The organism is Gardnerella piotii (assembly GCF_049815665.1).
GTDB classification, from domain to species: domain Bacteria; phylum Actinomycetota; class Actinomycetes; order Actinomycetales; family Bifidobacteriaceae; genus Bifidobacterium; species Bifidobacterium piotii.
This window is the reverse complement of sequence record NZ_CP187450.1, coordinates 428,629-449,761: the sequence shown is the minus strand read 5'-3', so window position 1 is coordinate 449,761 and position 21,133 is coordinate 428,629. Positions and strand designations below refer to the sequence as shown.

Genomic DNA, 21,133 nt, shown 5'->3' with positions numbered 1-21,133 from the left:
ACGCGACTAGTCTAGCAGCATACAACGCCACTACTCAAATGCGCGAACAACCTGCTGCGCACTTCCATACGAGCTTTGCGCTCCAAATCCCATTGCTGCATACGCCGAAACGTAAGTTGCAACTTGCGCGCTTTGCTCCAGACTAAATCCAGCTGCAAGTCCTGCTAAAACAGTTCCCATAAACGCGTCTCCGCAACCCGTTGTATCTACTGCTTTAACACGCTGAGGGCAAATGCGCACAGCCTTCTTGTCATCTTGCGCAGCATAGTCTAAAACAACCGAGCCTTCTGCACCAAGCGTTACAACTGCCTCATCAAAACCATACTCGTGCATAATGCGCGCAGCATCGTGCCAGTCAAAATCATCCCAATTTCCGTCTTCTGGCTCGCTAATTTTAAGCAATTGCGCCATCTCGTGCTCGTTTACAAGAAGTATGCTTGCGTTTTCAATCAATTCGCGTGGCAGCTCGCTTACAAAAGGCGAATTATTTAGCAAAACTTTTACGCCAGCCGCACGCGCAATTTTTGCCGCCGCCGTTACGGTTTCCATTGGGCTTTCTAGGCATAATCCTAAAACGCTTGCGCCGCAAATTGCTTGCTTAACATCGTTTTGGCTAATGTATTCAACGCTCACTTTTGCATTAGACCCTGGAGCGTAAACGATTGTGTTTTCGCCGCCTTTTGCGTCTACTGTTATTACTGTTGCGCCACTTTTTACGCCTTCTACACGCAAAATTCTAGACGTGTCTACTCCTGCAGATTCTAGCGTGTTTAATAGGAATTTTGCATTTTCGTCGCTGCCTACCGCTCCAAACATTTGCACGTTTGCACCTATTTTTGCTGCAGAAACGGCCTGATTCCCCGATTTTCCGCCTGGAAGAACGCGCAAATCACTTCCGTTTACAGTTTCCCCAGGATTTGGGAGACGATCTGCGACTATTGTGTAGTCTGCGTTCATGGAGCCTACTACAGCAACGCGATTGCTTGATTCGCCTATCTTTTTTAGCGCGCTAGCAAGCATTTCGCCGCTTAGTGGCGTAGTCTTTTCCATCATAAATCCTTTCGTAAAATTCCATTAATTCGTGATTTAAGCGTGATTAAGTATTAATTCAAGCCGCAATCAAATCACAATTTAACTTACGATTAACTCGCCTAATTCTTAAAGCTATGCACAGGCGCTGGAATTCTTCCGCCGCGCGAAACAAACTCCTCGCAGCTTTCGGTATTTACTGGCATAATCGGAGCGTACCCCATTAAACCGCCAAAGTTGGCCATTTGCCCAACGCTTTTGCCTTCCACAGGTATTATGCGCACAGCAGTTGTTTTTTGATTTATCATGCCAATTGCTGCCTCATCCGCAATCATTCCAGATATTGTTGCAGCAGTTGTGCTTCCAGGAATCGCAATCATATCTAGGCCTACCGAACATACGCACGTCATTGCTTCTAGCTTTTCTATTCTAAGGCATCCCGACTTTGCGGCCGCAATCATGTTTGCGTCTTCCGAAACAGGTATAAACGCGCCAGAAAGACCACCAACGTAGCTGCTGGCCATTATTCCGCCCTTTTTAACTTGATCGTTAAGCATTGCAAGAGCGGCTGTTGTGCCAGAAGCGCCAACAGTAGAAAGTCCGATTTTCTCTAGGACTTCACCTACGGAATCTCCCACGGCTGGCGTTGGCGCAAGCGACAAGTCGATTATTCCAAACGGCACACCAAGCCTTCTAGATGCCTCTTGCGCAACCAACTGGCCGACTCGCGTAATCTTAAAAGCTGTGCGCTTAATCGTCTCGCACAAGAACGCAAAATCCTTGCCACGCGCCTCGTCTAGCGCGCGCGAAACCACGCCTGGCCCCGATACGCCAACGTTTATTACAGCGTCTCCCTCAGTTACACCGTGGAATCCGCCAGCCATAAACGGGTTATCGTCTGGAGCGTTGCAAAATGCCACAAACTTTACGCATCCGTACGAGTCGCGGTCTGCAGTCGCGCGCGCGATTTGCTTGACTACTCGCCCAAGCAGCTGAACGCAATCCATATCAATTCCAGTTCGCGTAGACCCCACGTTTGCGCTCGAGCACACAATATCCGTCTCGCTCAAGGCTTTTGGCAGCGACTCTATAAGCATGCGATCGGCAGCTGTCATGGATTTTGCAGGCAGAGCGGAGTAGCCGCCAATCAAATCTACTCCAACTTTTTTGGCAGCCTTATCTAGCGCGTGCGCAATTTGCACAAAGTCGTCTGGGCTTTTGCACGCTGCTGCTCCAACTAGGCTTATTGGCGTTACGGTTATGCGCTTGTTTACAATCGGGATTCCGTAGTCGCGCTCAATCGCGCATCCCGTGCTGACTAAATCTTTTGCAAGGCGCGTAATCTTGTTGTACACGTTTTCGCACACTTTTTGCACGCTTGCGTCTGCGCAGTCTAGCAGATTTATTCCCATTGTTATGGTTCTAACGTCGAGCTTTTCTTGCTCGATCATGGAGTTTGTTTCGCTCACTTCCATAATGTTTAGCATGGGCTTCTCCTACTAATCCCTAGATTCTGTGCATGTTTGTAAAGATTTCCGCGCGCTGGCAGTGTATACTAACGCCAATTCCTTCGCCCAGCTTTGACAACTCTTCGGACAGCTCGCCAAATTCTACGCTTATTTCGTTTACGTCTACAATCATCATCATGTTAAAGAATCCGTTGACGATTGTTTGAGATATATCTAAAATATTCGCCTTGCTATTTGCTAAATGAGTCGTAACTTTTGCTATGATTCCTACAGCATCTTTGCCCACTACGGTGATTACGGCTTTGTTTTCATCATTATTAGTGGTGTTCATAATCACTCCTATTGGCTATATGTGATTTTTGCTGCGCAACAGCTATTCTATCTATTTTATGTGCCATTCGCGCGCGTTTTGCTCCTTATTTATACTATTGCCCGCCGCGTATAATCGCCTAGTTGTGCAACACGCCAAAGTAGCATCTGAATAAATTTTCATAAAAGGTTAAAAATTTATAATAAAATCCTCCATATATTGTTATATCAACATAATATGCATCAAATACCCCCCCCCCCCATCAGTAAATTTTACACTTGTAGTCAACGTCACGCTTAAAAAATTTCACTCAAAAAACAAAAATACGATATAATATCTTGAATTGATGAATATTTATCTGTTCATGTAATTGAGCAAAGCTTGAATGCATACATGTTAAGCACACATTAGCAATCGCAATGCATCGCATGCTCCACAAAGCGGCCGAATAAAAGAAGAACACAAAAAGAATGGGGATTATTATGGTAAAGAACACTCGCAAAAAGCACGCTCGCAATCAAGAGTATCGCTCATTTGCAAATGTAAGCGCCAATTTTAGTGCATCAACCGCGCGCAAACTGTCACTTAGCGCACTTACAACGGTTCTTACTGCAGCCACCTGCTTGGGCGGTCAGCCAATCCTCGCATCCTCTAATATTCTTCTTCCTCCAACTACAGCGGCTTTTGCGGATCAAGTGCGTGATGCAAACACCACTCCATGGCTACATACGCCGAATATTCTTGAGTTCCAAAGGTATCGTTTTGTTAACAGCAATGGCAAACCTGGCAAAATAGAAGCAGACGGTTTGGGTGATTACGATAACACCACCAAGAAATCGGATATGTATGCACATCTTAAAAAGAACGGAAACGACCAGTACCTAGTCTTCGACGTGTTCTTTAACAACGACGGCAAGTCCATGCTTAAAGCATCAAAACAACAGCAGTATGTTTGGCAAATTCCTTTTGCAGTTGCTGACTTGGATAATAACGGCTTTTACAAGTCAGACACATTAAGTGATTTAAGCTTTAATTTTTATAAACGAAATAACTCTAGTTCACAAATGACAAACGCTGTTCTTTCACGCGATTTTTCATTATTCACTAAAGAAGATAGCCAATCAAAAAATCTTAATGACCCATTGCAAGATGACCAGCACCTTGGAAATTCTATTTACAAACCAACCTTCGGCATAAGAGGAGGAAATAGCAACAAGCAAGATTTGAGTAATACTTTCCACAATAATGCAGGCGACGGCGTCATTAGCAATGCTACAACATTGAAAGGCGTATATAGCGGCAAGAGCTACGGCATCGGCTTAAGAACTACAAACGCCAACTATGCAGTGCACATGCATTGCAAAGTAAAGTTACGTCCAGGAGTCACTCTTGACGAGATTCAAGATGCTTATACATGGGCAAATACAAGTACTTATGGTAAAAATACTAACTCAGCATACACATTTATTTCTGGTCGCGAGCGCTGGACTGAACCAGATCTTAAGCGCACAAAAAGCGATAAAATCCCTCCAAAGCTGTATTTTAATGACAAAGAAATTAGCGATTCCAACAACAGCATTGACGTGTATCAGGGTGAGTCACCAAAGATTACTTTCGGCACATCAGATGACAGCGGAAAGGTGACGAAGTTCTCTGTAAAAGGATTCCCAGACTTTGCTAAAAATGGCGATGTTAATGAGAAAGATGATAATGGTATTGATGCTAGCGAAAGCAATCCTCATACAAAAGTTATTAATAGGACTACATTTATACACAAAGATAAAAGTGGCAATCCAGTAAAATCCGACTACACGATTACTGTTTCTGCAACCGACGCTTCTGGAAACAAAGCAGAAAAGAAAGTCACAATACATCTTAAAAATCTCAATCAACAGTACAAGAAGCCAACCACTACCCCAATTACTGTTAATTGGGGTCATAAGCTTACTGAAGCTGATTTCGCTAATAAAATAACCAATGTAAACGGCGGAAAAATCGTCTTTAATCCATTCCCTTCAACCGAAATCCCTAAAGAATACTTTAACGGAAGGGAAACTCTTCCCGCAAGCGCATCTGCAAAAGTTGTATACTCAGATAACTCGTATCACGTTGTTACGATTCCTGTAAACATTAAAAAACCACTTTCTTTGCAACATAAGCTTAATGGAAATACCGTTAATGCTACTGTTGGCGAAGATCTTAAAAAGATAAATGGCACCAACAAGGTTGACGCTAAGCAATATCTTGGCAAGCTTGACGACGCCACTAAGAAGAACATCAAGAGCGCAGAGTGGGTTGACAACGAGCCTTCCACAGATGTTGCAGGAAAGAGAGAGTACACTGCTAAAGTCACGTTTAACGACGGCAGTACTGCGGAAGAAAAAGTCACTTTTATTGTTAAGCCTAAGCAGCCTAAAATTGAGACTGATTTGACTGGTGTTGCAGGAGTAAACGGCAAGGAAGTTGTAGTTGATGCTGGCTCTGGTGCAGTTGGAAGCACTGTAACACTTAAGGATAAAAGCGGAAAAGCTATCGGCACGGGAACCGTTGGAGCTGATGGCAAAGTTACGATTACAGTTAAAGACGGCATTCCTGAAGGAAAGATTACTGCCGTAACTACTACTGCAGATTCCGTAAGCTCTGAAGAAAGCAAGCCTAAGAACGCTAGTAAAGACGATCAAAAACCAACACTTACTGCCAATAAAACCAAGGTTGAAGTCGAAGTTGGCAAAGATTTAACTATCAACCTTACAGCAACAGATGATGTAAAGATTGACGACTTCAATATTGCAGCTCCACTAGCGAAACTTGTAAATGGTGATTTTTCACGTTTGCAGATTGATTACCAAGGAACACAAGATAATCCTAAAGATCGCAAAGTAAAAATTACAATACTCGGCATGAAAGAAAGCGAAATTGGAGAACACGAACTTAAGTTCTCAGTTACTGATGCTGCTGGTAACAAAGTAGAAAAAACTGTAAAGGTAACAGTTAAGAAGAAAGAAGACATTAAGTCAAGAAATATTACTGTTGACTTACATCACCAGCTAGACGCAAAAGATGCAAAGAAAGCTATTGCCAACGGAAGAAAGCTTGAAAAAGCAGGTGCAACCTTCAAATGGAGCAATGAAACTGGCGGCACTCCAGACACCTCCACTGTTGGCAATGAAAAGGATGGAAAAGTTATTGTAACTATTCCTACTAAAGACCCAAAGAATCCACGCGTTGAAACTGTTGACGTTAAGGTAACTGTTAAGGATCGTAAAGAGCCTAAAGTTACGATTAAGCAAAAAGATGGCAATAGCTATAAAGGTATTGATATTAAAACTGAATCTGAATCTGGAGGAAAAATATCTACTCAAATAGCAACTATTACTACATATCGCGGTGATAAGAACGATATTAAGATTACTGCAACCGACAACAGCGGAGAAGTTACAACTCTTACTTTAACGCCTAAAACTCCAGGAGAGAAAGAAAAAGATCCTACTGGAACTGGCACAGATCAAGCACCTAAGACTTTAACGCTTGATGGTACTACTCCGCTCAACATTGAGCCTAGAACGTATACGCGTACCTTAAAAGCTGTAGACCCTTCTGGTAATACTAATGAAGTAACTGTGAAGTTTGTTGTTAAGACTCAGGCAGATAAGTATAGCAAAATCGCAGACACGCCTGTTACGTACAACATGAGCGACGGCACCAAGCATCCAGATCCTAAGAGCGGCATTAATGCAACTGATCTAAAGAAACTCCCTAGCGACGCTACCTACTCTTGGGCTACGGAACCAGATTGGAATAAGCCTGGCAAACAGACAGAGCCTGAAGTCCTCATAACGTTCCCAGACGGATCCACTAAGAAAGTAAAGACAACTGTTACCGTTAAGGACAATATCGCGCCTGTTATTGTCACTCCTAATACCAACAAGGCAAAGAAAGCAGATACTGAACAAGCTGAGTACTACCAATTTAAGGTACATAACGGCAAACAGTTCAACATTGATATCAACGCTTATGACAACAGCGGCAAGATCAAGAGTGCAACACTTAGTATGCCTGAAGAAATAACTGGCAGTAAGATTAGCATCACTGATAAAGATAATAATTCTGCGGAAAAGCCTGCAAAAATTACTATTACAGGCACTGCACAGCGAGATGCTAGGATAACTAATTCGTCCGATAACAAGTGGTCTCGTGAGCTTGTTGTTACAGACGAAGCTGGCAACAAGTCTAAGCTTAAGGTTCAGATTTCCGTATACACGGATGCCGAGGAGCATACTGCTACTGCCAAGCAAGTCGATAAAAATTATGGCGATAATATATCTGAGCAAGATATAATTAATGCTATTACTATAACTAATAAAGATTCTAAAGATCCAAAGATTACACCAACATTCACAGTAACTAAGCCACTTCCAGAAAGCACTGCTACTGGTATGCATACTGTTCCTGTAACTGTTAAATATCCAGATGGATCTACTACAGTCGTAGACGTACCAGTAAAGATTGGTTCTGCTGCAAAAACATACGACCCACAAGGCAATACGGTTACTGTTCCTTGGCACTCCACGGAGGATCTTGCAACGAAAATCACGTCGTTTGACGATGGCAATGGCTTGAAGTGGAATGGTAACAAGCAACCAGCCACACCGCCAACGGTAACTATCGTAGACAACAGTTCCGTTCCAAACACCGATAAGCCTGGCGAAAGCAAAGTTCAAGTTAATGTTAAGTATTCGGATGGCTCTAGTGACGTTGCAACAGTAACTGTTAAAGTTTTGGATCCACAAAGCGAAACTTATACGCCAGAAGGTCAAACAATTAAGGTTGACTACAAAACGCCTAAAGATGACATATCCAAAAAGATTAAGGGCGTTGGCACTGGTAATGGCATTAAGCTAAAGCAAGGCACTAAGGAACTCACTTCTCTTCCAGGCGACATCGCAAGTATTGCTATTGACGATGATAAGACTGTTCCAGATGGCACTCAGCCTGGCGATTTCAATATTCCTGTAACCATTACATATAAGGATGGCTCTAAGAGTCATGCAACGGTAAAGGTTACTGTAGGAAAGCCTCAGAGTGAAACTCATACGCCAAAGGTTGACGGCGTAATCACTAAGAAGTATGGCGAAAATGGCCCTTCTAAAGCTGACATCATTGCTAAAGTCAAGTTTGACGATAACAACAAACCACCAACTGATACAAAAATTACAGTTGACGATGGTCAAATACCTATCAACACTACTACTCCTGGAACCGTCAACGTTAAGGTTACTGTTACCTACCCAGACGGCTCAACGGATCACGTGGAAGTTCCTGTAACAGTTGGCGATCCAGATAACGTTACTCATAAGGCTTCTGCAACGCCTATAGAGTTACATAAAAATGAGGCTCAGCCAACCGAGAAACAAATCAGAGATAAAGTTAATACTGGTGTTAGCAGCAGTGAGGGTCAGCCAACCATTACTGTAGATACGGGTAAGATTCCAACTACAGATAAGACTGGCACAACTAACGTTCCTGTTACAATCACATATAAAGACAAAACGTCCACAACTGTGCAAGTACCTGTAATTGTTAAGGATTGGAATAAAGACGAGTACCCTCCAAGCGCTGATCCTGTTGAGGAGCCGTATGGCACTAGTAAAGAAAAGACCAAGGAAGCTATCAAGAATGCTGTGAATGTTGATTGGCCAGAAGACAAAAAGAATGAGTTGACTTTTGAGATTGTTGATGAGAAAACAATCCCAGACGGCACTGAACCTGGCACGAAACCTGTTAACGTTAAGGTGACTTATCCAGACACATCAACAAAAGAAGTTACTGTTTATGTGACTATTAAAAACAAGCAGTCGGATACTTTCGAGCCGAAGGTAACACCTGTTGTTAAGCCGTATGGCACTGATAAAGAAAAGACCAAGGAAGCTGTTAAGAAGGCTGTAACTGTTGATTGGCCAAAAGATTCAAAGAAACAGCCAACAGTCACCATTACCAGCAAAGATGACGATATTCCAGACGGCAAGACTCCTGGAAACTACCCTGTTGAAGTTAAAGTCACCTACCCAGATGACACGACTGACACTGTTGAAGTTCCAGTAACTATTAGCAACAAGCAGTCTGAACTTTACCCACCTAAGGCAGATAGCATTACCAAGAAGAATGGCGAAAAGCCTTCGGATGAAGAAATTATCGGCAAAGTAAGCGTTCCTACTTGGCCAGATGACGAAAAAGATAAGCCAACTTACTCTATTAGCAAGGAAGATGCTAAGAAGATTCCTACTGGAGATAAGGCTGGCAAGTTTGAGGTGCCTGTAACAGTTACGTATCCGGATGATGGATCAACAACTGTTATCAACGTGCCTGTAACTATTAATGCTCCAAAGCCACAAGCGAAAACTGGCATGACTGTGCCAAAGGGCGTGGAACCTAAGCCAGAAGACAGCATTGCTAATAAGGATAAGTTCCCTGATGGCACACAGTTCGAGTGGACCGAAAAACCAGACACGAACACGGAAGGCAACGACATAACAGGCAAAGTAAAGATTACTATTCCTGGGTCTGATACTCCTCAAGAAGTTGACGTAACTGTTAACGTGGTTGACCCAAGTGCATCTGAAGTCAACGTGCCACAGGGCACGAATTTGCCAGACGCTAAGGATGTTATTAATAACACAAGTGGAGACGGAAACAAGTATCCTGATAACACTAAGTTCGATTGGAAGGCTGAAGATAAACCAGTCACCAATAATCCGGGCACAAAGAATGGCAAGATTATTGTTACGATTCCAGGTCAATCCCCTGTAGAGGTGCCTGTAACAGTAAACGTTACGCCAAATCCAGAAACGAATGTTGTTAACGTGAAGGTTGGCGACAAACTTCCAGACGCATCGAAGGGTATTGCTAATAAAGATAAGTTCCCTAAGGGAACCACCTTCGACTGGAAGGATGGCGGGCCAAAGACCGACAAGCCAGTCACCACTACTGGAACTGTGCTCATTCATATCCCAGGTGTGAAAGATCCAGTGGAAGCCACAGTTCCTGTGAACGTAAACCCTGCGCCTATAGCGCAGGACACCACCGTTATTCAGAACAGCGATCCAGATCCTAAGAACAGCATTAAAGACAACGATAAGTTACCTAAGGGAACCACCTTTGAGTGGAAGAAAGGTGCTGCTCCAAAGACCGACAAGCCAGGAGATACTACTGGCACTGTGATTGTAAAGATTCCAGGGCAAGAGCCTCAAGAAGTGCCTGTAAAAATTACTGTTACAGCATCTCCTGAAGGAAAAGACGTAACCGTGCTGCAAAATACTGACGGCAAGGACAACACTCCTAAGCCACAGGAAGTTATTAAGAATAATAGCGATTTGCCTAAGAATGCTGAGGTTTCTTGGAAGAAGAAGCCAGACACGTCACACGTTGGCAACCAGCCAAGCGTTGTGACTATTACGGTTCCAGGAATGACTCCTGTAGATGTGCCTGTAAACGTGCTTGTTGTGCCAAATCCAAAAGGCAAGACGGTGAACGTGCCACAAAATGGCAATGTGCCTGAGCCAAAAGACATGATTGACAACAATGGTGACTTCCCAGAAGGCACTAAGTTCGAGTGGAAGAAAGACGGCGACGGCAAGGAAACTGGCAAGCCAGATACGTCTAAGACTGGTAAACAAACTGGAACTGTTGTTGTAAATATTCCAGATATTACAACTCCTGTGAATGTAACAGTAAAAGTAAACGTTGTTGATAAAGACAAGCCATTTATCAACGATAGTAGCGCAAAGAATACGCCAGATAAGCCTAATAAGACCACTATTACTGGTAAGGGCACTCCTGGAGCCACTATTACGGTTCAAGACAATAGCGGCAATGCTTTGAAGGATGAAAATAAAGAAATAACTGTCACTGTAGATAAAGGTGGCAACTTTACAGTTGATGTTCCTAAGCAAATTCCTGGCACAACGCTCAAGCTTGTTCCAAGCAAGGACAACAAGTCTGGCACTCCAGCAGAGGTAACAGTTATTGCAAAGCCAAAAGCTCCTACAATCACCGTTCCTTCGGAAAGTGAAAGCGGAAAAGCAACAGACGGAAAAGTAATAGTAACGCCTACAAAAGATGACAGCGCAAAAGTTGTTACGATTGTGATTACAGCTAAGCCAAATCCGCTTAACGGCCCAGAGCAGCCAGTTCGCACGATTGTTGTTAAGAAAGATGATACCGACGGCAAGTGGAAGATTGACGGCCCTTATCCTAGCGGCGTAGAGGTTGATGAAGCTACCGGCAAAGTTACGATTCCAGCAAAAGACTTGGAGGACGGCAGCACGATTACTGCTGTTGCTAAGGATAAGGATGACCACTCTTCGGATAAAGCGGAGAAAACAACTGGCTTTAAGACTCCGCAGATTACCGAACAGTCTATAGCAGACGCTCCAAATGGTGGCGGAAGCGGCGATAGTGGCAATCACGAAAAACAAGTGATTACTGGTAAAACCGATATTCCAGGCGCAACTATTACTGTTACCGATAACAATGGCAAGCAAATCGGAACAGGTGTTGCAGACGGGGACGGCAAGTTTAGAATCGAAATTCCTAAGCAAACGCCTGGCTCGATTGTAAACCTTACGCCTACAAAAGGCACAGGTGATTTTGCTAAGACTGGAAACACTGTTGAAGTAACTGTTGGCGGAGATATTGCCGTTCCACGCATAGACACTCCTGCAGACGGAAGCGCCACAATAACACCAAATCTTACGGATACGCGCATAGATAAGGTTGTTATTACGTATACGCCTGAAGGCGACGGAAGCACGCCGCAAACTGTTACAATCACCGTTATCGCCGAGGGCGATATGCGTGTGTGGAAGATTGACGGCACTGCTCCTAACGGCGTAACTGTTGATCCAAATACTGGCGTTGTTACGATTCCAGCTGCAAAAGTTAAAGACGGAAGCACAATCACCGCTTTTGCAAAGAATAGCACTGATAACACTGCTGAAGGCTCGTCTAGTACTGTTACAGGCACGATTGCGCAGCCTGGAGACGGTGGTAGTGGCGATAGCGGAAGCGGAAGCGATGACGATAGCAACGGCGGTAGTGGCGATAGCGGAAGCCACGATAGCGGAAGCCACGCCAATAATGCAAACAACGCAAACAATGCAAAGAATAATGGCAACAAAAATGATGCTAGCAGCCACAATGGCAGCAATAATCATGGAAACCAATCTCGCAATAGTGAATCTAATAGTGAATCTAGACGAGATAAAGGTGCTCTAGGCAATACTGGCGTTGGTGTTGCATTAAGCGCTCTTGCATCTGCGATGCTTGCTGGCATGGGTGCTGCAGGAAGGGCTGTATCTCGCCGCAAGAAGCGCAATAGCTAGCACGCGCTAAAGCAGCACTATAAACCGCAAGAAAAGGCCCGGAGCGATTGCTCTGGGCCTTTTCTTACCCGCTTTTTTGAATTCTGCAGCTAACCTGCGCGAACGATATTTCCGCACTTTGTACCATATTCCACCTAAATTACGTACAAAACCCGGAAAAAACTTCCGCATTTTGTACCATATTTGACCTAAAAATGGTACAAAAAGCGGAAAACAGATCGTGTCGTTCGCGCAGCCTAAGCGCGCTAACGTCAATGAGTAAAAAAAAACGCGGTAAAATACCGCGAAAACAAACATATTGTGGGTGATATAGGAATCGAACCTATGACCCCTTCCGTGTGAAGGAAGTGCGCTAGCCGCTGCGCCAATCACCCAAAATTTTTTTAATTATGCGTGAAAGGCAATCCTTTCGAGTGGGCGATACAAGGTTCGAACTTGTGACCCCTTCCGTGTCAGGGAAGTGCGCTACCACTGCGCCAACCGCCCAGGTTGTTTATTAAGCTAACACGCTCAATCGAGGTGGGTACGAGAGTCGAACTCATCTATACGGCTTTGCAGGCCGCTGCCTAACCGCTTGGCTAACCCACCACAAGGCCGATAACTCACCAGACCTAGAGCGGACAACGGGACTCGAACCCGCGGTCTCAACCTTGGCAAGGTTGCGCTTTACCAACTAAGCTATGTCCGCAATGCTTTCTCGCTAACTAATGCCAGTCCGAAGCACGAGTAACTACTATACCAGAAATATTTATAAATTCAAGTCCGCCGCCCGTTGGCGTGTCGAATAGCAAACACTGTTAAATTTTCTACCTAACATTCTTTAAAACTCCGTACCCAATCGCCATCCTTCCCCCATTTTCAACATATTCCCTAATATTTTTTTGCAAACTTGTTTCCGTCTTGCCACTTTCCATGTCACTTTCCATGCCACTTTCCTTGCCACTTTCCTTGCGCACTTCCCCACACGCTTCTACATTGTTTTCCTTGCCACAATTTACACCATTTTCACCACGCCCAAAAATCTTGCAATTTTCTCCAAAAACCCAACGCTTATAGTCGTCAGAATATGCAATTCCAAAAACGCGAAACATAGATCTAAATACTCGAATATTCGACTTTTCTGGTAGCAACTTATCTAAAGCAGGATCAAGCAGCCACGATATGCAATAAAAAGTGCAATTCTTTAACTCAGGAATGTACTTATCTATAAACTCATTAGCCAACATAAAACTTATCGTTAAATTTTCTATGCTTAACTTTGCATCAGACGGAATATGTACGCTTACCAAATTTTGCCTTTTGCAAAACTCAAATTCTAATTCACCTAATCTAAATATTTTCATAGAAAGAAGACGCGGGAACCAAAATTCTTCGCTAAAAACAAAAGGATACTTGCCAACACGAATCTTCTTAACAAATCTTTTAATAAAACCAAAAGTACTTAAAAAGACTTCATCTTTAATTCCAGCTTGTTCATATCTTCTACGCACCAAAAGAACGCATGCCATAAATATTGAAAGAATCCGCATTCCGCTATCATCAGCACAATATTCATTCAATTTTGCAACTGCTAACTCTTGATTAAACCCGTCATTAAAAAGGTCTTGTATGCAATCCATCAAAACAGAAATATCTATATTTTTAAAAGATTGTACTATTGTGCGCGTTAGGCAATCATCAAAATGCAATTCGTTACACAGATTTTCAACATCTTCTGCAGTCTGCGAAATCAGGTATGACTTTTCATCTTCTTTTAACAAATCACACATTTTTACCTCACAATAAACTCACAACAAGACTCACAACAAATCAAAATTAACTTCAAACATCCTTTTCCATGGAAAATCTACATTATTGATTTTCAAAGGAAGCGCTTTCGATAAATTCAACTTGCTATACTCTTTCTGCAACAAGTTTTTAGCTTCGCACTTAGCCCACGCTTCGCATGGCTTTACATCAAAATAATTACCACCATAATTATCAATCCTATTAGCTATATTCCATCGAATATTTGATTGATATAACGCATCTTCGATTATTCTATATGCAATATTTTTCTTTATACTTTTTGAATCAATGCCTAAAATTGCTTGAGATAAAACTGTTCCCAAAGTATTGCAATTTGTATTCCATCCCGCATAACTAATAATTCTGTCTAAAACGTTATTATCATCTAGCAAAGTTAATAATTGCAAATCCCCACCATTTGAATACGCACTATCACATAATGCAACTTTCTTACCAGATTCAACTAGCGTGCAAATATGATTAGTAAAATAATTTAAATTTCTATACGTGTCATACGTTACATCATGATTAGATACAGAAAATTCTGCTTCTTGCATAACTTTTCCAGGAGCATTAATCATCAAACAAATGTTGTTTAGTCCACTTAAACCGCTTAAATCACCTAAATCGCTATCTTCCCAATTTTCTAAAAGCCTTGCTCCACAAGCTAAAACATGAGATTTTAGGCTTTCAAACATAGGCCTATCTTCGTAAGAAGGAACTATTGTTGGCCCTAATATAGACGAATATTCAACACTTATAGCAGGCTTTATTCTATGCGATTTACAAAACGCTCTTGCAAGCAGAGTCATGCCAACTTCATCTGATCCAGGATACATAGCAACTCTACTGTTTAACCTCTTAGAATAAACAGCTGATTGAAGTCTTCTTTGAGACACTGCAGTATATCCGTATGGACTAGAATCGTCTTGTGGAAAAATAAGATAATCAATAGTATTATTTGCTACTAAATCAAGAATTGATATATTAATACCAAGATTTTTATCACGACGATTTTCATAATCATCAATAACATATTGAGGAATATCAAAAGATTCTAACTCTTTCTCCTGCGATTGTGTTAGATCATTGCATCTAATCTTTTTATCACTCAGATATGCTCTTAAATAAAGACTCCTGCCATATTCTGCGTAATAATCAGGCTCCTCATCGCTGCTGTTATACGCAGGCGCGCGCATAACAGTGCAAAAAACAAATAAAGTCATATTTGGATTAACTTTTTTGAGCTTTTCTAATACGCGCAGGCGACTTTGCAAACAATCGCTTTGTAAATTATGTACTCTTGAAGGAACCAATCCCCCATACACAAGCATGTCTGCAGATATTATAGCAATATCACATTTTTTGGCGTTATCCATCAAGAAATCAACTATTCCATTAATATCTGCAGACTGTTTTTTATTACCTAATAATTCTAACGGCACATTTACAAGGTCAAAATCACTACTTTTAGCTAAAAGCTCTGGGAACTTATAGTTACAAGGTCGCTCGTCTAATGGAAGAAATAAGACTTTCATTTTAACCTTTCAACCCACCTTCTTGTAATCCTTTGTAAAGATGCTTTTGGAATAAAGCAAAGAATACAACTATAGGAACAAGCGATATTATTGCGCCAGCCGCAACTAATCTAGGATCCGTATAGAACGTTCCTTGTAAACGATTCAAGCCAACAGTAAGCGTATATTTATCGTCATCGCTTAATGCAACCAATGGCCACAAAAAGTCGTTGTAGCTTCCAACAAACGACAATATTCCAATAACAGTAAGCGTTCCTTTTACCTGCGGCAATGCTACATACACGAATCTTTGCCAAATATTCGCTCCATCTACTTTTGAAGCTTCTAGTAAATCTTGCGGAACAGATTTAAACGCATTTACCATAAGCAATACGTTTAACGGGCCAATCAAACCAGGCAAAGCCAAACCAAACAGAGTATTCGTTAATCCCATACCTTTTACTAGAAGGAATGTAGAAACAAGAATACCTTCGCATGGCATGATGATTGCGGCAACAAAAAGCAAATAACCGATTTTACTAAACTTAAACTTTAAGCACCCAAAAGCATATCCAGCCATTGAGCATCCGATTATATTCCCCAAAACATTCATTGCTACAACAATCAAGGTATTGCACAAATAGTGAAGTATAGGAACTGTTCTAAATGCTTTTACAAAATTTTGCACTGTAAAATCATGCGGAATCAAATACGGAGGCATTGCAAAAACATTGTCATTAGGGCCCTTAAATGCTAGTGCAATTTCCCATACTAATGGACCAGCTAGCAATATGAACACTAATACAAGAATGCAATATTGAACTATCGTTCCGATTCTAACGCGATGAGTGTTATTAGTTTTCATCTCCAGCACCCCTGTGAACAAATATTTGCTGAATAACTGTTATAAAACCAACAATAATTAACAGAACAACGCTTATTGCGCTAGCGTAGCCAGTACGAGCACTCAATCCTGTTCCTTCTTGCTGAATCAGCATTGTCATTGTTATGTCTTTTCCGCCTATTCCGCCTGTACCACGAGTAATTACATACACCTCGTTAAACACTCGGAATGCTGCTACAGACGAAAGCATCATTATTAGAGTCATTGTGGATCTAACTCCTGGTACTGTAATGCAGAAGAATTTGCGCATTATTCCAGCTCCGTCTATATCGGCAGCTTCGTACAATGATTTATTTATGTTAGCTAAAGCTGCTAAATAAATAATCATGTAATATCCAAGACCTAACCATATTGTTACAAACATTGCACTAAAAATTGTTAGCCATCTGTCTGTAAGGAATGGCAATGGCCCTGTTACTACGTGAATCATCTGTAGAATGGAATTAACTAATCCCCTTGTATCGAGCAAGTTAGTCCAGATAAGCCCTATTACCACTGCAGACAACACTACTGGGAAGTAGTAGGTTGTTCTAAAGAATCCTATTATTTTTGAATCTTTACTCACTAAAGCAGCAAGTATAAGAGGCAAAATAATCATAAACGGCACAACGCATACTGTGTATAAAGCAGAATTGAAAATAGCAGTTACAAAACGACTATCGCCAAATAGTTTTACGTAATTTGCAAATCCAACATTGTGCCCAGGTATAAGCATTCTAGCGTTTGTAAAAGATCTTAAGATAGTGTTTATAAACGGATAGATGCAAAACAATATAAGTATGATTAAAGCTGGCAGAACAAATAACCAAGATATGCATCCATCTTCGTTAAATTTTTTACGGAAGATGCCCCGAGGGGCAGGAGCAGCATTGCTGCTACTCACTGCCGACTCGGCTTGTGGATTATTCATAGGAGAAATCATTACTTTAACCTGTCGTTTAGTGCAGCAACTGCTTTATCAAGCGCTTCTTTAACTCCCTTTTCTCCTTGAATTGCCTGAGTTAATTCAGGAGATAGATAGTTTACGCCGTCAGTATCGGAGATCTCTGGTGGGAAGTTTGCAACAGTACCATTGTCAATTTCTTCCTTAGCAACTCTAAGAACCTTGCCTTCTATAGTAGATTCGTCAATGCTCTTAAAGAATGGATCATCCATTGCGCCAGCTGCAGAAGGATAAGTATTTGACTTCTTAGAAAACTCAACTTGATTCTTCTTGTTTGTTAAGAAGTTAGCGAGCTTCAAAGCCATTTTCTTATTCTTTGTTTGAGAATTTACTGCCATTAGCATTGGGTTAAGTGTATTCTTCTTGTTTGTTGCCAATGGTGCTACATCAAGTTGCTTATAGACTTGCGGAGCATTTGCCTTAAATGCGGCAACAGAAGAAGTTGAATCAAGCATATACGCTATGTTTCCTTGGAAATATAGTTTCTCTGCGTTAATTATGTTTGCGTTCATTCCATCTTTAGGAATAGCACCCTTCTTATAAAGATCTGCATAATGCTGAATATACTCAACACCCTTGCTAGAGTTAAAGGTAAACTTTGATCTGTCTTTACTCAAGAAGTTAACACCATACTCTTCAAACTGCGAAGGGAATACGTATGGAACAGCAATCATGTAGCTCTTACCACCGCATTTTTCATTAACCGTATTTGCCTGATCAAATAAATCATTGTAGGTTTTTGGCGGCTTATTAATGTCTAGACCGCAGTTAGCAAAAACATCCTTGTTCAAATAAGCAACATCAATATTCAAGTACCATGGGAATCCGTAGACTCCTTCGTCAATACCATTGCCCGAGAATTTAGATCCATCCCAAACCTGAGGCAAATAGTCCTTGGCCATTCCTGCAGCTTCTTTACTAAGATTCAGCAACGCTCCAGACTTTGCAAGATTGTATGCTTGCTGTTCGTTAACATTTACAATATCTGGCAATTGACCAGCTGCAGCATCCGTAGATAACTTTGAATCATAGTTTTCTGCAGGCTGATCAACCCACTTGACTTTTACTCCAGGATTTTCTTTTTCAAACTCACTAATAAGTTTTGTAAAATATGGAGTGTAAGTATCGTTCTTAAGGTTCCAAGTTTGGAAAGATACTGTAGAAGATTCGGAATTATTTGCAGAAGAACCGCATGCGCATAACGATAGTGCGGCTGCGATTGAGACGCATCCAGCAATAACACCTTTACCAATAGCATTCATAATGTTTCTCCTTTGAAATCAATTTATGTATTAACAGTTACGTATTAGCAATATCTAGTTGGAAAATGTATGTAATTAATTATTTCCCTCCTTTTTTATATCGTCATTGTGATTGCCGATAAGAGCTGCTCCTAACGCACCAAAAAACACCTCTTGATCTGCAATCACTAGACGATTAGATATATTTAATGAGGACAAAAATGGCGATTTTGTCTCAAGTTCACCAATAACTTTTTGTATATCCTTTAATAAAATTGTTCCTATCTTGCTTATGCCACCGCCGATAACAATAATTTTTGGGTCAAAAGTTACTGTGAGCATTTGTATTGTGCTTACAAGCGTGAATATGAATTTATGCCAGACTTTTTCAGCCTTTTCATTTTTATTGGAGACTTCTCTTAGCAACGATGCAATAGGATATCCATTTTTGGTAGGCCACATTTGCGCTAAAGCACTTCCAGATATTATTGTTTCTACACACCCACGCTGACCGCATGGGCAGATTGCACCATTTTTGTCTGCAACTATGTGTCCTATCTCTCCTGCAATCCCAGTCGAACCGTGGAAAAGCAACCCATTAATAACTACTCCTGCCGAAACACCAGTGCCTAAATTCAAGAACACTAAGCTGCTTGAATTTGCTCCATAATAATGGTATGCACCAAATGCTGCAGCATTAACATCGTTATCAATGTAGGCATTTATTCCAAATCTATTTAAGATTTCAGATTTGAAATCTAGATTATGCGATCCCAAATTCACCGATTCACATACGCAACCAGTGTTTTGATTCACTAATCCAGGTACTCCAATACCGATACTTAAATCAACTTCCTTTCCATATATATTGTTAACTTGCTTAATCACTTTTGATATGAGATTACACACCTCATCAACGATTTCTTTTTCTCCTTGATGAGTAGACACTTGAGAATACGCAATAGGCTTATTGTGCGTGTCGAAAGCTGCACACAGCACCTTTGTGCCACCAACATCTACACCTATACGTATTGGCGAATCAAGTGCCATAATAAACTCCTTACAATTACCTCTACCTTGAAGTAAAGTCCATATTTATTGGATTAAGTACAATTATTGCACTAAAAAATAAAAAAGCAATACCATTTATAATATTTATCAAAAAACATTGAAAATAAAGGCGTTTCGCAATATAACTTATTAATACAAAAAACGTAAATTCAAAAAAATAATTTCTAAAAACATCTTTTAGTATATGTTCCAAACTATATATTTATCTGATAATATGTAACATATAAAAATAAAAGGGCTTGAAGATGGGATGCAATATGGAAGATACCCAAATACCCCAGTCGATGATAAATCAGCTGATGACGGTTTCTCAAAAAACACTACCCGCAGATGCAAGAATAAATAATAGAATGTTAGTATTCAATTATTTATTCCCAAAGCAAATACTCTCTAGAGCAATGCTTGTAAGAAAGACCGAACTTTCAAAAGCATCAATCTCTACCGTTGTATCCGAAATGCTAGATGACCACATGCTTATAGAAAGTGGGCATGAATCAAAAATAGAACGTGGTAAAAGAGGAACATTACTAGAAGTTGATGCAACTTATTGGAATATTATAGCTATTGACATTTCTCAACCATGCTTAATACAAGGCGCAATCCTCAACCTATGCGGAGATATATTAAAACGATCAGAAATATCACTATACAAAAACACAGATGTTAGCGCAGACAAAATAGTTGAATTGTGCAAAACTCTTATAAAGCAATCGAATAATAATATATTGGGAATAGGCATTGCTGTTCCTGGAATTGTAGACAACAACGGAAAAGTTATACGTTCATTAAATCTTAAGTGGGAAAATATAAATCTTAAAGAAGAATTAAACAAATATTTTGACTGCCCTATTATTATTGACCACGATACAAATAGCGCACTTCTAGCAGAAAGATTTTTCGGCAACGGAGTATCAAACACTATATTTATACAATTATCACTAGGCGTTGGAGCATCTATATTAATAAATGACGCAATAATTACTGGCATAAACAATTCTGCAGGAGAAATCGGTCATATAACCATTGACACTAATGGTCCAACTTGCACATGTGGAAAAAAGGGATGTTTAGAAACATATATATCTGCAGAAATATTGCATAAAAAAATGTTCACATCTAATCAAGCAAGAATAGACATACTAACAGAAGCTGGACATCATTTAGGAAAAGCTCTTACAACAACTATTAATCTTTTAGACTTAACAGATGTTGTTATTTATGGACCATCCGACATTGTAAACAAAGTCTTTATAAGCGCAACAGAAGAAGCCATACAAGAGTACGGCCCTTATAATCCAAAACATTCGTGCACAGTAAGACGCTGTACGTGTAATAACGACATAACTCTTATTGGAGAATGCATTTCTGTTATTCAAAACAGAATTATGCATCTTTAATATACGAAAATATACCAATATTTACCAATAAAAATCTTTAATCATATTGTATGTATTAAAAGATAAAACTTAAACAAAAATAGC

At 40.8% G+C, this 21,133-nt stretch carries 11 protein-coding genes and 4 tRNA genes; 2 read left to right on the top strand and 13 right to left on the bottom strand.

The genetic code is table 11. The features are described from left to right. Positions 1-30 precede the first annotated feature (30 nt). The 3 genes from ACPEIW_RS01910 to ACPEIW_RS01900 all read right to left on the bottom strand — a co-directional run bounded on the left by ACPEIW_RS01910 (position 31) and on the right by ACPEIW_RS01900 (position 2,829). The gene (locus tag ACPEIW_RS01910) at positions 31-1,053 is read right to left on the bottom strand and encodes a ribokinase (RefSeq protein WP_425664048.1); all 1,023 of its coding nucleotides are present in this window, start codon (positions 1,051-1,053) and stop codon (positions 31-33) included. 98 nt (positions 1,054-1,151) lie between these two features. Continuing rightward, the gene (locus ACPEIW_RS01905) at positions 1,152-2,516 is read right to left on the bottom strand and encodes a PFL family protein (protein ID WP_425664046.1); all 1,365 of its coding nucleotides are present in this window, start codon (positions 2,514-2,516) and stop codon (positions 1,152-1,154) included. Positions 2,517-2,535: 19 nt separating this feature from the next. Next, positions 2,536-2,829, bottom strand: a complete 294-nt coding sequence (locus ACPEIW_RS01900) for an ACT domain-containing protein (protein ID WP_004574723.1) — start codon at positions 2,827-2,829, stop codon at positions 2,536-2,538. A 461-nt stretch (positions 2,830-3,290) separates the two neighbouring features. On the opposite strand from ACPEIW_RS01900, the gene ACPEIW_RS01895 reads away from it, so the two are divergent. Next, positions 3,291-12,188, top strand: coding sequence for a Rib/alpha-like domain-containing protein (locus ACPEIW_RS01895; protein ID WP_425664044.1), 8,898 nt, complete (start codon positions 3,291-3,293; stop codon positions 12,186-12,188). A gap of 301 nt (positions 12,189-12,489) precedes the next feature. Here ACPEIW_RS01895 and ACPEIW_RS01890 read toward each other — a convergent pair. The 10 genes from ACPEIW_RS01890 to ACPEIW_RS01845 all read right to left on the bottom strand — a co-directional run bounded on the left by ACPEIW_RS01890 (position 12,490) and on the right by ACPEIW_RS01845 (position 19,631). Beyond that, positions 12,490-12,562 (bottom strand) — tRNA-Val (locus ACPEIW_RS01890). A 40-nt stretch (positions 12,563-12,602) separates the two neighbouring features. Next, positions 12,603-12,674: transfer RNA gene (locus ACPEIW_RS01885), tRNA-Val, on the bottom strand. 31 nt (positions 12,675-12,705) lie between these two features. After that, positions 12,706-12,776, bottom strand: a tRNA-Cys gene (locus tag ACPEIW_RS01880). A gap of 27 nt (positions 12,777-12,803) precedes the next feature. Next, positions 12,804-12,876: transfer RNA gene (locus tag ACPEIW_RS01875), tRNA-Gly, on the bottom strand. Positions 12,877-12,994: 118 nt separating this feature from the next. Continuing rightward, the gene (locus ACPEIW_RS01870; protein ID WP_425664042.1) at positions 12,995-13,957 is read right to left on the bottom strand and encodes an acyltransferase domain-containing protein; all 963 of its coding nucleotides are present in this window, start codon (positions 13,955-13,957) and stop codon (positions 12,995-12,997) included. 30 nt (positions 13,958-13,987) lie between these two features. Further along, positions 13,988-15,514 carry a DUF4127 family protein gene (locus tag ACPEIW_RS01865; RefSeq protein WP_020973647.1) on the bottom strand — a complete coding sequence of 509 codons (1,527 nt, stop codon included), beginning with the start codon at positions 15,512-15,514 and terminating at the stop codon, positions 13,988-13,990. Position 15,515: 1 nt separating this feature from the next. Beyond that, the gene (locus ACPEIW_RS01860) at positions 15,516-16,358 is read right to left on the bottom strand and encodes a carbohydrate ABC transporter permease (protein ID WP_016635532.1); all 843 of its coding nucleotides are present in this window, start codon (positions 16,356-16,358) and stop codon (positions 15,516-15,518) included. Further along, the gene (locus ACPEIW_RS01855; protein WP_421778588.1) at positions 16,348-17,319 is read right to left on the bottom strand and encodes a carbohydrate ABC transporter permease; all 972 of its coding nucleotides are present in this window, start codon (positions 17,317-17,319) and stop codon (positions 16,348-16,350) included. The genes ACPEIW_RS01860 and ACPEIW_RS01855 overlap by 11 nt, the downstream gene beginning before the upstream one ends. Beyond that, entirely contained in the window at positions 17,319-18,602 is a 1,284-nt protein-coding gene (locus ACPEIW_RS01850) for an ABC transporter substrate-binding protein (RefSeq protein ID WP_016785565.1), read from the bottom strand. Before ACPEIW_RS01850 ends, ACPEIW_RS01855 begins: the two co-directional genes overlap by 1 nt. Before the next feature lie 75 nt (positions 18,603-18,677). Beyond that, entirely contained in the window at positions 18,678-19,631 is a 954-nt protein-coding gene (locus ACPEIW_RS01845) for an ROK family protein (protein WP_425664038.1), read from the bottom strand. Between the two features lie 278 nt (positions 19,632-19,909). Here ACPEIW_RS01845 and ACPEIW_RS01840 point away from each other — a divergent pair, with 278 nt between their 5' ends. Further along, positions 19,910-21,049 carry an ROK family protein gene (locus ACPEIW_RS01840; RefSeq protein ID WP_425664036.1) on the top strand — a complete coding sequence of 380 codons (1,140 nt, stop codon included), beginning with the start codon at positions 19,910-19,912 and terminating at the stop codon, positions 21,047-21,049. The last annotated feature ends 84 nt before the right edge of the window (positions 21,050-21,133 follow it).

Bases quoted from the DNA above. Each gene is read 5' to 3' on its own strand.
- ACPEIW_RS01840 (WP_425664036.1), top strand. From the start codon at position 19,910: ATGGAAGATACCCAAATACCCCAGTCGATGATAAATCAGCTGATGACG.
- ACPEIW_RS01870 (WP_425664042.1), bottom strand. From the start codon at position 13,957: ATGTGTGATTTGTTAAAAGAAGATGAAAAGTCATACCTGATTTCGCAG.
- ACPEIW_RS01860 (WP_016635532.1), bottom strand. From the start codon at position 16,358: ATGAAAACTAATAACACTCATCGCGTTAGAATCGGAACGATAGTTCAA.
- ACPEIW_RS01905 (WP_425664046.1), bottom strand. From the start codon at position 2,516: ATGCTAAACATTATGGAAGTGAGCGAAACAAACTCCATGATCGAGCAA.
- ACPEIW_RS01865 (WP_020973647.1), bottom strand. From the start codon at position 15,514: ATGAAAGTCTTATTTCTTCCATTAGACGAGCGACCTTGTAACTATAAG.
- ACPEIW_RS01895 (WP_425664044.1), top strand. From the start codon at position 3,291: ATGGTAAAGAACACTCGCAAAAAGCACGCTCGCAATCAAGAGTATCGC.
- ACPEIW_RS01850 (WP_016785565.1), bottom strand. From the start codon at position 18,602: ATGAATGCTATTGGTAAAGGTGTTATTGCTGGATGCGTCTCAATCGCA.
- ACPEIW_RS01910 (WP_425664048.1), bottom strand. From the start codon at position 1,053: ATGATGGAAAAGACTACGCCACTAAGCGGCGAAATGCTTGCTAGCGCG.
- ACPEIW_RS01900 (WP_004574723.1), bottom strand. From the start codon at position 2,829: ATGAACACCACTAATAATGATGAAAACAAAGCCGTAATCACCGTAGTG.
- ACPEIW_RS01845 (WP_425664038.1), bottom strand. From the start codon at position 19,631: ATGGCACTTGATTCGCCAATACGTATAGGTGTAGATGTTGGTGGCACA.
- ACPEIW_RS01855 (WP_421778588.1), bottom strand. From the start codon at position 17,319: ATGATTTCTCCTATGAATAATCCACAAGCCGAGTCGGCAGTGAGTAGC.